The following is a 12,898-nucleotide window of genomic DNA, read 5'->3' as shown; positions in this document are numbered from 1 at the left end:
ATTACGCAAAGCAAATAGGAACGGTACGTTTCGTTTCCAGTGGTGGCGTAATCGACCGAATGCATCTGGCCCCATAGAACTCGTCAACCGTGGCGAGATGCGCGAGGCGATGTTTGTGTCGAAAATCTATCAGAATTCCACGGGTCGGATCATCGTCTCTGAGCGGCGGTTGACCTCCTCGACGAAATCGTCGTCCCATGCGGGACCGGAGAGGAGATATTCCGCAAGCGAAGGCTTTGCGCCGATCAGTTGGTCATAGTCATCAGGAGACAACACGACGGCAGCTGGCTTTCCGCGCAAGGTGATGGTTTGCGGCCCTTCTTCGCGCGCCTGTCGCACAAGCTTCGAAAGATTGTTTCGTGCGTCCCTGAGGTGCCAGTCCAAGAAGAATAGTCCTCGCTAACTCGGCCGGATGTGCTCGATACATTAGCTCGAAAAATCGGGGATCGACAGGTGTCTCGCGAAGCCGACGACTACCGGCTCCCAAAAATCGCCGAGCCGACCCGGACGCTGGTGGCGCCGAAGGCGATCGCGGTCTCGTAGTCGCCGGACATGCCCATCGACAGTTTGGCGACGCCGGCCTCCTTGCCGAGCTTTTCCAGCAGGGCGAAATGCGGGCCGGGATTCTCGTCCGCCGGCGGGATGCACATCAGGCCTTCGATGGCGAGGCCGTGGACATCGCGGCAGCGGGCAACGAAGGCAACGGCGTCGCGCGGCTCGATGCCGGCCTTTTGCGGCTCCGAGCCGGTATTGACCTGGACATAGAGTTTTGGTGCACGGCCTTGCCTAGCGATCTCCTTGGCGAGTTCGGCGGCGATCTTCTCGCGGTCGACGGTCTCGATGACGTCGGCGAGCGCGACGGCTTCCTTCGCCTTGTTCGACTGCAGCGGGCCGATCAGATGCAGCTCGATGTCGGGGAATTCAGTTTTCAGCGCCGGCCATTTGCCTTGCGCCTCCTGCACCCGGTTTTCGCCAAAGACGCGCTGGCCGGCCTCGATGACCGGGCGGATGGCGTCGGCCTCAAAAGTCTTCGACACAGCAACCAGCGTCACGGAGCCGGCGTCGCGGCCGGCCTCGCGCTCGGCGGCAGCGATCCTCGTCCTGACGGCGAAAAACTGTTCGACGGCGCTCGCCATGCCTATATCCTGCCTGTCTTTCTAGCCCTCGCCGGCTCACCGCAGTTGACGGGTCCGGCAATCCATGGTGAACACCGCCACGACATTTACCTTGGCCACCGGGCCTTGTCCGGCGGTCTGCGCCTGCTTTTAAGTGAAAATCATCCGATGGCAACCGAACGATACAATCCGCGCGCGTCAGAGCCCAAATGGCAGAAGGCCTGGGCCGAAAAGAAGCTGTTCGAAGCGCAGAACGACGACCCGAAGCCGAAATACTACGTGCTGGAGATGTTCCCCTATCCCTCGGGGAAGATCCATATCGGCCACACCCGCAACTACACGATGGGCGACGTGGTGGCGCGCTACAAGCGGGCCAAGGGTTTCAACGTGCTGCACCCTATGGGCTGGGACGCTTTCGGCATGCCGGCCGAAAATGCGGCGATGCAGAACAAGGTCCATCCCAAGGAATGGACCTACGCCAACATCGCCGCCATGCGCGAACAGCTCAAGATGATGGGCCTGTCGCTGGACTGGACGCGTGAGTTCGCCACCTGCGACGTCGACTATTACCACCGCCAGCAGATGCTGTTCCTCGATTTCGTCGAAAAGGGGCTGGTGACGCGCAAATCCTCCAAGGTCAACTGGGACCCGGAGGACATGACGGTGCTCGCCAACGAGCAGGTCATCGACGGCCGTGGCTGGCGCTCGGGCGCGCTGGTCGAACAGCGCGAGCTGACGCAGTGGTTCTTCAAGATCACCGACTACGCGCAGGACCTGCTGGACTCGCTGAATGGTCTCGGCGAGTGGCCGGAAAAGGTCAAGCTGATGCAGCAGAACTGGATCGGCCGCTCGGAAGGGCTGCTGATCCGCTGGCCGCTGGCCGCTCCGGTTGGCGATGCGAAGGAACTGGAGGTCTACACGACCAGGCCCGACACCATTTTCGGCGCGTCGTTCATGGCGGTTGCCGCCGACCATCCGCTGGCCAGGAAGGCCGCCGAGACCAATCTCGATCTGGCCAAGTTCATCGACGAAATCAGGCATATGGGCACGTCGGTGGCCGCACTGGAGACGGCCGAGAAGAAAGGTTTCGACACCGGCATCCGCGTCGTGCATCCGTTCGACGACTCGTGGACCCTGCCGGTCTATGTCGCGAATTTCGTTTTGATGGAATACGGCACCGGCGCCATATTCGGCTGCCCGTCGGGCGACCAGCGCGACCTCGACTTCGCCAACAGATACGGCCTGCCGGTGATCCCGGTGGTGATGCCGGAAGATGCCGACGCCAAGACCTTCCATATCACGGAAGAGGCCTATGTCGATGACGGCGTGATGATCAATTCGCGCTTTCTCGACGGCATGAAGCCGGAGCAGGCGTTCGACGAGGTCGCAAAGCTGCTGGAGCAGAAGACCATCGGCGGTCGGCCAATGGCGGAGCGCAAGGTGAACTTCCGCTTGCGCGACTGGGGCATTTCGCGTCAGCGCTACTGGGGCTGCCCGATCCCGATGATCCATTGCGAGGATTGCGGCGTCGTGCCGGTGCCGAAGGCCGACCTGCCGGTCAAGCTGCCCGACGACATCGAGTTCGACCGTCCCGGCAATCCGCTCGACCGCCACCCGACCTGGCGGCATGTGAAGTGCCCGCAATGCGGCAAGGATGCGCGCCGCGAGACCGACACGATGGACACGTTCGTCGATTCGTCCTGGTATTTCGCGCGCTTCACCGCGCCCTGGGCCAATGAGCCGACGGAGCCGAAGGCTGCCGATGACTGGCTGGCCGTCGACCAGTATATTGGCGGCATCGAGCACGCGATCCTCCATCTGCTCTATTCGCGCTTCTTCACCCGCGCCATGCGCGCGACCGGGCATCTCGACCTGGCCGAGCCGTTCAAGGGCCTGTTCACGCAAGGCATGGTGGTGCATGAGACCTACCGCGTCGGCGGAGCGTCGAACAATGGCCGCTGGCTGTCGCCGGCTGAGGTCAGGATCGAGGATGTCGGCGGCAAGCGCCGCGCCATCGAGATCGCCACCGGCGAAGAGGCGGCGATCGGCTCGCTCGAAAAGATGTCGAAGTCGAAGAAGAACACGGTGAGCCCGGAAGACATCACCGATGGCTACGGCGCCGATACAGCGCGCTGGTTCATGCTGTCGGATTCGCCGCCAGAGCGAGACGTGGAGTGGACCGACGACGGTGCCGCCGGCGCGCATCGCTTCATCCAGCGCATCTGGCGCCTGGTGTCGATCGCCGCCGAGACGCTCGACGGTGTCAAGCCGCAGGCGGCGAAGGAGGGCGAGGCGAGTGCCGTTTCCAAGGCCGCGCACAAGATCCTGAAGGCCATCGGCGAGGATATCGAGAAGCTCGGCTTCAACCGCGCGATCGCGCGCATCTACGAACTGGCCAATGCGCTGACCACGCCGCTCAACGACGTCGCCGAGGGCAAGGCCGACGCCGCGCTCAAAGGCGCCTGCCGCGAGGCGGTGGAGATCCTGGTGCATGTCGTCGCGCCGGTCATGCCGCATCTGGCTGAAGAGTGCTGGCACACGCTCGGCGGCACCGATCTGGTCGCCGAACGGCCATGGCCGGTCTACGACCCGGCGCTGGTGGTCGACAACGAGATCGTGCTGCCGGTTCAGGTCAACGGCAAGAAGCGCGGCGATTTGACAATTGCCCGCGACGCGGACCAAGGTGCGGTCGAAAAAGCGGTTCTGGCTCTCGACTTCGTGCAGAAAGCGCTGGAAGGTAAGGCGCCCCGCAAGGTGATCATCGTGCCGCAGAGGATCGTCAATGTCGTTGCCTGATTTCAAAAAGACGGGGCTTGACTTCGGAAAGACGACGCATGTGCTGCGCCGCACCGCGCTCTGCGGGCTGGTGGCCTCGATGACGCTGGTTTCGGCCTGCACGGTCAGGCCGCTCTATTCGAGCGCGCCGCTGACGGCAGGCTCGACTGTCAGCGCGTCGGCGGAGCTCGCCTCGATTGCGGTCAAGCCGGTCAAGACCCGCTATGCCCAGCAGGTCCGCAACAATCTGATCTTCGCCTTCGGCCAGGGTGCCGGCGAGACGACGGCACCGGTCTACATGCTCGATCTCGGTGTCACCGAACTGGTCGAATCGGCCGCGGTGGTGCAGATTCAGACCGACGAAGACGAGCCGACGGCAGGCACGGTGACGCTGACCGCAAACTATGTGCTGACCGATGCCAGGACCGGCGTGGTGATCGCCACCGGCAAGCGGTCGATCCCATCATCTTTCGACAAGCCGACGCAGGAGTTCGCCTCCTACCGGGCGCAGCTCGACGCCGAGAACCGCGCCGCACGCGAACTGGCTGAAATGGTGAGCCTGTCGGTCGCCCAGGACTTGGTCAGGCACGTCAAGAAGGCCTGAGCGTTTCCTAGCCTTGCCAACTCGACTTTAGCAGTCCGCAATAAAAAGGCCGGTTTCCCGGCCTTTTTGTATCGAACCCGATCTCAGCCGATCTTCTGGCCGGTCTTGGCCCAGTCGGCAGCGAACTGATCCAGGCCCTTGTCGGTCAACGGGTGCTTGACCAGCGCCTTCAGCGTCGCCGCCGGTGCGGTAACGACATCGGCGCCGATCAGGGCTGCCTGCTTGACGTGGTTCACGGTGCGAACCGATGCGACGAGGATCTCGGTGTCGAAATCGTAATTGTCGTAGATCTGCCGGATCTCCTGGATCAGCTCCATGCCGTCCGCGCCGGTATCGTCGACGCGGCCGACGAAGGGCGAGATGAACGAGGCGCCGGCCTTGGCCGCCAGCAGCGCCTGGTTGGCCGAGAAGCACAGCGTTACATTGACCATGCGGTTCATCTCGGTGCGGATCGTCTTGCAGGCGCGCAGGCCGTCGAGCGTCAGCGGCACTTTGATGCAGACATTGTCGGCGATCTTGGCCAGGATGTTGGCCTCGGCCATCATGTCCTTGTATTCGACCGCAACAACCTCGGCCGAAACCGGGCCCCTGACGATGTCGCAGATCTGCTTGGTGACCTCGGCGATCTTGCCGCCGGATTTCAGGATCAGCGAGGGATTGGTGGTCACGCCGTCGAGCAGCCCCAGGTCGTTCAGTTCCTTGATGTCCTTGATGTCAGCGGTGTCGACAAAAAATTTCATGGGGGTCTCCTGAAAGATTTCCATGTGCATGCCATGCACATTCGGGTTGCCCTTTGATCTAGACCAAAGTCGGGGCAAGGTCACGCCCGATGATCGAAGATTCGCCCTTTGTCGCAGCCGCGCCGGTGCTGGTGCCGATGCCCGCCGAACGGCCCTACACCTACGCTGTGCCTGCCGGCGTGCGCGTGGTGCCGGGCTCGATCGTGCGCGTGCCGCTCGGTCCGCGCCAGGTTGCCGGCATCGTCTGGGATGGTGCGGTCGAGAATATCGACGCCAAAAAGCTGCGCCCGATCGAACAGGTCTTCGACTGCCCGCCGATCGACCGCGGCATGCGCCGCTTTGTCGACTGGCTGGCGCAGTACACGCTGTCGCCGCCCGGCATGGTGGCGCGCATGCTGTTGCGTGCGCCGGAGGCGTTCGATCCCGAACCATGGATCGAGGGCCTGCAGCGGACCCTCGTCACGCCCGACCGGATGACGGATGCCAGGACGCGCGTGCTGGAGACGGCGGAAGGGGGGCTTGCCTGGACGCGATCCGGCCTGGCGCACGCGGCGGGCGTGTCGTCGACGGTGGTCGAGGGGCTCAAGGCGCAAGGCGTGTTCGAGACGGTGATGATCCCGCCTCGACCGGTGGTCGCCGCGCCCGATCCCTCCTACGCCATGCCGGAGCTGATGCCGGACCAGGCAGACGCGGCCGCCATGCTGCGCGCCAATGTCGCGGCCGCTGCTTTCAACGTCACGCTGCTCGACGGCGTCACCGGCTCGGGCAAGACGGAAGTTTATTTCGAGGCGGTGGCGGCAGCCCTCGACCAGGGCAGGCAGGTGTTGATCCTGCTGCCGGAGATCGCGCTGACGCATGCCTTCCTCGAACGCTTCCAGCAGCGTTTCGGCGCCAAGCCGGCGGAATGGCATTCCGACCTGCCGCCCCGAATGCGCGAAAAGGTCTGGCGACAGGTGGCGGAAGGCGGCGTGCGCGTCGTTGCCGGGGCGCGTTCGGCGCTGTTCCTGCCGTTCCGCGAGCTCGGGCTGATCGTCGTCGACGAGGAGCACGACCCCGCCTACAAGCAGGAGGATCGCGTCTTCTACAATGCGCGCGACATGGCGGTGGTGCGCGGCCATATCAGCGGCTTCCCGGTGGTGCTGGCGTCGGCGACGCCATCGGTCGAAAGCCGGGTCAATGCGCAGCAGGGCCGCTACAGCAGGGCGGTGCTGTCGGCGCGCTTTGCCGAAGCCGCGCTTCCCGATCTCAAGACGATCGACATGCGGCGCGCGCCGCCGGCCCGCGGCGGCTTTCTGTCGCCGCTGCTGATCGACCAGATGCAACGTACGCTGGAGAAGAAGGAGCAGTCGCTGCTGTTCCTCAACCGGCGCGGCTATGCGCCGCTGACGCTGTGCCGTGTCTGCGGCCACCGCTTCGGCTGCCCGGTTTGTTCGGCCTGGCTGGTCGAGCACCGCTTTCGCGGCCAACTCGTCTGCCATCATTGCGGGCACAATGAGAAGCGGCCGGAGGCTTGCCCGGAATGCGGCACGCTCGACCATCTGGTCGCCTGCGGGCCTGGCGTCGAGCGGATAGCTGAAGAAGTCGTGGCGCATTTCCCCGACGCGCGCACGATCGTCCTGTCATCCGATTTGATGGGTGGAGTGCGCCGGCTGCGGCTGGAGCTCGAGGCCATTGCCAATGGCGAGGCCGACATCGTCATCGGCACGCAGCTGGTCGCCAAGGGCCATAACTTTCCCAACATGACGCTGGTCGGTGTCGTCGATGCCGATCTCGGCCTCGCCAATGGCGATCCCCGCGCCGCTGAGCGCACCTTCCAGTTGCTCAGCCAGGTGACCGGCCGCGCCGGCCGCACCGGCAAGAAGAGCCTCGGCCTGCTGCAGACTTTCCAGCCGGACCATCCGGTGATGCGGGCGATCGTCTCGGGCGATGCCGAGGCCTTTTACGAACGCGAGATCACTGAGCGCGAACGGGCAGCCCTGCCGCCCTTCGGCAGGCTTGCCGGCGTCATCGTCAGTGCGGTGACGCGGGCCGAGGCCGAAGGCCACGCGCGCGGCCTGCGCCGTGCAGCACCCCAGGCCAGCGACCTGTTCGTGCTCGGTCCGGCCGAGGCGCCGCTGTCGCTGCTCGGTGGGCGCCATCGTTTCCGTTTGCTGATCCAGGGTGAAAAGCGCGCCGACATCCAAGGCTTCATCCGCACCATGCTGGCCGAAGGGCCGAAGCAGCGCGGCTCGGTCCGCGTGCAGGTCGACATCGATCCGCAGAGCTTCTTGTAAGCACAAAGGCTGACGCCGCCGCCGGCCGCCCGTAAGCCGTTTGTCAAGAAAACTCAGCATCTTAGTGCCGGCTAAAATGCGCGCCGTTCATGTACCCGGCTCTCATCGGTTCGCTGACTAATCCTGATTTGAAAAGCCACAAAATAAATGTTGACTCGTTTTATCATGAATTATAACTGGGCCTTTCCGCTCTGGCGCTGGGGACCAGGGCATGGATGGGGACAGCATGCGCAGATTTTTCAGTACGCTTCTTTGGTCATCGGCTTTGGGTTCGTCGATTATGGCAGGCGCGGCATTTGCCCAGGAAGCCGCTCCGACGGACCAGCAGGGAGCCACCGTGCTCGATCAGATCCTGGTCACCGGCCGCAATGAAAGGTCCATTTCCAGCGTTGCCCAGTCCGTTCAGGTCGTGGAACGGCAACAGGTCGAGGAAGCCGCGCAGGAAAACATCGACGCCGCGACCCTGATCAGCCGCATCGTCCCCGGCTACGCGCCACGCAACCAGACCATTTCGGGCGCCTCGGAAACCTTCCGCGGCCGCAGCGTGCTGATCATGGTCGACGGTGTGCCACGCAACACGCCGCTGCGGGACGTGTCACGCATCCTGTCGATGATCGACCTGAATTCGGTCGAGCGCATCGAAGTCATCAACGGCGCTTCCAGCCTTTATGGCGCCGGCGCCACCGGCGGCACGATCAACTTCATCACCAAACGCGGCGACAGCGACAAGCCGAAGGTGACGGTGCGCACCGGCGTCACCGCCTTCACCGAGAACCCCGGCAAATCGGCCGAGCCAAGCACCAGTGTCTCGGTCGAGGGCAAGAAAGGCGATTTCGACTATTTCTTCTCGGCGTCCGGTGATCTGTCGCGCCGCACCTATGACGGCCACGGCAACGAGATGGCTTCGGACGCCATGCTTGGGCAAGGCGGCGGCGACCGCACCGGCACGGGCAATCTCTTCGGCGTGGCCGGCTACCAGTTCGATTCCAGGCGCTTCGAGGCCAGCGTCGACTGGACCTATGCCAACCAGAAGCCGGACTGGTTCACCGATTACACGACCAATCCCGTCTCCCCGGATTTCGGCGATCCCTATGAAGGCAAGCCGCTGAAGGAAGATTCGAAATATCTGACCGCCAAATACACCGACAGCGACTTCGCGCTCGGAAACCTCGAGGTCAAGGCGTTCTACAACGACATCTTCAAGCAGTCGCCCTTTACCAAATTCTCGGCCGTCAACAGCCAGGTGTATTTACCGACGAACCCGACGCGGCCGGTGATCCTGCCGCCGGGTACGGACCCGACCGCCGACTTCAACCAGACGGCGCTGCAATCGCGGCGCAGCGGCGTCAACCTGACCGTCAACACGCCGATGAACTTTATCACTCAGGGCAGCACGCTGACCTGGGGCGCCGACTACGTCTTCGATGCCACCGATCAGCAGCTGACCAACGGTCAGGACGCCATCTCGCCCACGACCCAGAACTCGGTTGCCTTGTTTGCGCAAGGCGAAATTCCGGTGACGGATCGCTTTCGCATCAGCGGCGGCGCGCGCTACGACCAGTTTTATCTCAATGTTGAAGACTTCACCCGGCCTGCCGCTGCCGTTCTGCTCGGCCGCAACATTATCGGCCTGCCGGCGATCCGGGTGACCGGCGGCTCGTTCGACTACGACGCCGTCACCTTCAACGCCGGCGCCGTCTACGACCTGACCGAAAGGATGCAGCTTTTCGGCAATTTCTCGCAAGGCTACAGCCTGACCGACATTGGCGGCTTCACCCGCCGGGCCGGGTTGAACTCCAACGCCGAAACCTGCGACGCCTATGGCACCGCCATCCGGCCGCTGCTGCCATGCACCAACGCGCCGGATTACGCGATCAGCTATGCCGATATCGCGCCTGAACCCCAGCTGGTGAACACCTGGGAAGCCGGTCTGCGCGGCGATTGGGGCGACTATCGCGGCGGCGTCAGCACCTATCTGTCGACCTCGGACAACGGCGTCAGCTACGACATCTTCAACAACCGGGTATCGCAGCAGAAGGAACGTATCTGGGGCGTCGAAGCCAATCTCGAGGCAGACCTCAGCGGCATGTTCACGCTGGGCGGATCGGTCGGCTATATCGAAGGCAAATACGATGCGGATCACGACGGCCACATCGAAGCTAACGAATATCTGCCCAACAACCGTGTCCCCTCGACCTACAAGGGCCTGGTCTATCTCACCACCCGTTTCGAGAACGAGCTGACCCTGCGCAGCGAGTTGGAGCTGTTTTCCGGACGCGACCGCATCGCCACCCAGGAACTGGACGGTGCAGCACTGGTCAATCTCGCCGTCTCGACGACGTTCGGCAATGAAAGCGTGCTGAACCTTGCCGTGCGCAATGTGTTCGACACCTACTACATCAACCCTTCCGCATCGGCGACCCGCGGCGCCGACGTTCCGGGTCTGGGACGTTCGGTTGCGTTGTCCTATCAGATCACATTCTGAGGGGCGGCGGTGGCGGTGTCTCTCCAACGAAACGGTGCATTAGTCTCGCTGCTGGCAGAAGCGCCAGCCGATCCGGCGGATGGCGCGCGCTATATCGAGGCGCTCGGCCGCCTTTCGCAGGAACGGGAGCCGTTCGTGCTCCTGGTCGATATCCGCATCGAGATCGCGCTGAGCGACGCCCAGCGCAAGGCGCAAAACCTCTGGTACAAGGCGGAACGCGAGCAGCTCGAAAAAGCCTGCCGCGCCTGTGCGCTGGTGCGCACCGCCGTCGACGAGAACATGCAGCGCATCTGGCAAAGCCTGTTCGGCTTTCCAGTGCTCGTCACCCGCAGCCGGGCGGAGGCCGGCGCCTTCCTGAACGGTTACGCACCGAAGGACTATGTCAAATGAGCGCCGACGCAGACCGGCCGGCGCCCGCCGGGCTTTCGCGCCTGCGGCTTTTCGTCGTTCTCGCCTGCCTTTATCTGGCGCAGGCCATCCCGAGCTATCTGTTTGCCGCGGCGATCCCGCCGATCCTGCGCGAGCAGGGCGTGTCGCGCACCGCCATTGGCTTGATGGCGCTGCTGATGCTGCCGCTGGTGCTGAAATTCCTATGGGCGCCGCTGGTCGACCGCTTTCGGCCAATGGCCCGCGCCCATCGCGCCGGCTGGGTCATCATCACCCAGATCGGCGTCATCGCCGGCATCGCCGCCATGCTTTGGATCGAGCCGACCGATGTCGCCGGTATCTTTGCCGTCGGCCTTGTCGTGAGCCTGTTGATGTCGACCCAGGACATCGCCACCGACGGCTACGCGGCCAAATATCTCGACCCGAAGGACAGGCCGATCGGCAATGCGATCCAGGGCGGCGCCGTCGCGCTCGGCGTCGTTCTCGGCGGCACGCTCGGCCTGTTGGTTTATCATCATGCCGGCTGGCAAACCATGGTGGCCATGGTGGCCGCGCTGTCCGTCATCCCGCTGTTTGCTGCCTTCGCCATGCGCGAGACCGATCCCGTCGCCAGCGCGCTGCAGGCGGCCATCGACCGCCCCTCGATCCTGCGTTTCCTGCGCCGGCCCGAGGCACGCCAGATCCTGTGGATCGCGCTCATCTACCGCGCCAGCGAGGGGCTGGTGAAGTCGATGGAAGGCTCCTATCTCGTCGATGCCGGCGTGCCGCTCGACATCATCGGTTATCTCTCGGGCGGCGCCGCGCTCACCGTCGGGCTCGGCGGCTCGGCGCTGGCGGCATGGCTGCTGCACAAAAGGGGCGCCGCCTCGGTGCTCGGCCTGCTCGGCGCGCTGCGCACCATCTGCTTCCTGATCTTTGCACTGCATGCTTTCGGCGCTATCGCCGGCTTCTGGCCGATCTTCGGCGCCTCGTTCCTGCAGACGCTGGTGCGCTACATGGAGATCGTGGCGCTCTACAGCCTGTTCATGGCCGTGACGTCGTCGGACCAGCCGGGCACCGACTTCACCATCCTGTCCTGCGCCCAGCTTATCGTCTACCTCGTCGGCTCCATGCTTGCCGGGCGCCTCGCCGACATGCTCGGCTACTCCGCGCTGTTCACCCTGGCGACCGTGCTGTCGGGCATAGCCGTGGTGGCGACCTATCGCATGTTGAATGCCCATTTCTCCGATACCGCAAAAGCCCAACCGGGTACTCCGATGCCGCCATTGCCGGAGGTCGCCGAATGAGCGCGGTCTTCCTAACGCCCGGTCTCACGAACCATGGCAGCGAGACAGGCGGCGGCCAGCGCCAACGCCGCGCAGCCAGCCAGTGGCGCAAAAGGCCAGAGCGTGAAGGCGAAGCCGCCGGCCAATGCGCCGATGCTCTGGCCGAGCACATGGGTGCTGGTGAGCCAGCCGGCCGCCGCGCCCTGCTCGCCGGGCTCCAGGCGCTTCATCAGCCAGGCGGTGTAGCCGGGTGTCGCCAGGGCAATGCCGGCCGCCGCCACCACCAGAGACACTGCCGAGGCAACATGGCTGGCCGTGACGGCCAGCGCCGTCATGCCGACGCAAACCATGAGACAGCCGACGACGACGCTGTTGCGCTCCGCCAGCCGCAGGCGCGCCATGAGCAGTCCCTGGACCAAAACCATGACGATGGCGACCAGCATCAGGGCCAGGCCGGTCACCGTCGTGGCCTGCGTCGCACCAAGGCCAAAACGCTGCTGGGCCATCGGGCCGAGCATCATCTGCACCTGTCCGAAGCCGAGCGTCAGGCACAAGCCCATCGCCAGGCAAGGCAGAGCGCGGCGATCGAAGGGCGATATTCCACGGCCGACGTCGGCTGCCTTGCCGTCGCTCCGTCCGCCGGCTTCCCCTTTGCCCGGCGCGAGCCACAGCAACAGCGGGCTGAACAGGAACAGGATGGGCGGCAGCAGCGGCGACAGGACGGCAGCCGTTGCCGCCAGCGCACCGGCCAGCCGCCCCATGCTGACGCCGGCTCCAAGCAGTCCCAGCGCCGCCTGTCGCCTGTCATCGGCAACCGAGCGGCTGGCCCAGACCTGCGCCGTCGGCATGACGCCGGACGCGGCAAAACCGTACACGGTTCGCGAAAGCATCAGCAAAGCGATGCCGAGCGCGGCTCCCATGCCGGCTATCAGCAGAATGGCGAACACCGTCTGGCCGGCCAGCATGGCGAGGCCGAGCAAGCGCAGCAGCCTGGCATGGCCAAGCCGCTCGCCCATGCGACCCCACAGCGGCGAGCCGACCAGAAAGGCCGCCGCGCCGACAGCAGTTGCCGCGCCGATAGCAAACGTGTCGAGCCTCAGCCGCTCCATCACCAGGGGAACGAGCGATACGAAGGCCGACTGGCCGAAGCCGATTGCCGAGACCGCGATCGCCAGGCGGCGCAGAAGCGAAGATCGATTTTTCATACCGGTCGTCATAAGACCAAGCTTATTTCTTGTTTAGAACAGTTAATCA

General features: G+C 64.2%; 10 protein-coding genes. 6 read left to right on the top strand and 4 right to left on the bottom strand.

All coding sequences use genetic code 11. The annotated features are described in order from the left end of the window. Positions 1-129: 129 nt before the first annotated feature. Entirely contained in the window at positions 130-384 is a 255-nt protein-coding gene (locus NKJ58_RS00870) for a type II toxin-antitoxin system Phd/YefM family antitoxin (RefSeq protein WP_023700209.1), read from the bottom strand. Positions 385-473: 89 nt separating this feature from the next. Beyond that, positions 474-1,136, bottom strand: coding sequence for a YggS family pyridoxal phosphate-dependent enzyme (locus tag NKJ58_RS00865; RefSeq protein ID WP_023700210.1), 663 nt, complete (start codon positions 1,134-1,136; stop codon positions 474-476). A 147-nt stretch (positions 1,137-1,283) separates the two neighbouring features. Here NKJ58_RS00865 and leuS point away from each other — a divergent pair, with 147 nt between their 5' ends. Together leuS and NKJ58_RS00855 are read left to right on the top strand one after the other, a co-directional pair. Continuing rightward, positions 1,284-3,911: a leucine--tRNA ligase gene (gene leuS, locus NKJ58_RS00860; protein WP_352852708.1), complete on the top strand. Its 2,628-nt coding sequence runs from the start codon at positions 1,284-1,286 to the stop codon at positions 3,909-3,911. Beyond that, positions 3,898-4,494 carry an LPS assembly lipoprotein LptE gene (locus NKJ58_RS00855; RefSeq protein ID WP_352852707.1) on the top strand — a complete coding sequence of 199 codons (597 nt, stop codon included), beginning with the start codon at positions 3,898-3,900 and terminating at the stop codon, positions 4,492-4,494. The genes leuS and NKJ58_RS00855 overlap by 14 nt, the downstream gene beginning before the upstream one ends. Before the next feature lie 83 nt (positions 4,495-4,577). Here the strand turns inward: NKJ58_RS00855 and fsa are convergent, their stop codons facing one another. Next, positions 4,578-5,234: a fructose-6-phosphate aldolase gene (fsa, locus tag NKJ58_RS00850; RefSeq protein WP_023698236.1), complete on the bottom strand. Its 657-nt coding sequence runs from the start codon at positions 5,232-5,234 to the stop codon at positions 4,578-4,580. Between the two features lie 89 nt (positions 5,235-5,323). Here fsa and NKJ58_RS00845 point away from each other — a divergent pair, with 89 nt between their 5' ends. The 4 genes from NKJ58_RS00845 (at position 5,324) to NKJ58_RS00830 (ending at position 11,665) form a co-directional block, all read left to right on the top strand. Further along, on the top strand, positions 5,324-7,507 hold the full coding sequence (locus NKJ58_RS00845) for a primosomal protein N' (protein WP_352852706.1): 2,184 nt from the start codon (positions 5,324-5,326) through the stop codon (positions 7,505-7,507). A 280-nt stretch (positions 7,508-7,787) separates the two neighbouring features. Then, the gene (locus NKJ58_RS00840) at positions 7,788-9,992 is read left to right on the top strand and encodes a TonB-dependent receptor (protein WP_352519138.1); all 2,205 of its coding nucleotides are present in this window, start codon (positions 7,788-7,790) and stop codon (positions 9,990-9,992) included. A 15-nt stretch (positions 9,993-10,007) separates the two neighbouring features. Further along, complete coding sequence (locus NKJ58_RS00835) at positions 10,008-10,382, top strand: hypothetical protein (RefSeq protein WP_156939278.1); 375 nt, start codon at positions 10,008-10,010, stop codon at positions 10,380-10,382. Further along, positions 10,379-11,665 carry an MFS transporter gene (locus tag NKJ58_RS00830; protein WP_352852705.1) on the top strand — a complete coding sequence of 429 codons (1,287 nt, stop codon included), beginning with the start codon at positions 10,379-10,381 and terminating at the stop codon, positions 11,663-11,665. The genes NKJ58_RS00835 and NKJ58_RS00830 overlap by 4 nt, the downstream gene beginning before the upstream one ends. Before the next feature lie 11 nt (positions 11,666-11,676). Here NKJ58_RS00830 and NKJ58_RS00825 read toward each other — a convergent pair whose 3' ends face one another. Beyond that, a complete protein-coding gene (locus NKJ58_RS00825; protein WP_023752656.1) occupies positions 11,677-12,849 on the bottom strand; it encodes an MFS transporter in 1,173 nt (390 codons plus the stop codon). Positions 12,850-12,898: the final 49 nt, after the last annotated feature.

The organism is Mesorhizobium sp. M0139, assembly GCF_040322455.1.
Lineage (GTDB): Bacteria > Pseudomonadota > Alphaproteobacteria > Rhizobiales > Rhizobiaceae > Mesorhizobium.
This window is presented reverse-complemented; position numbering and strand designations above follow the sequence as displayed.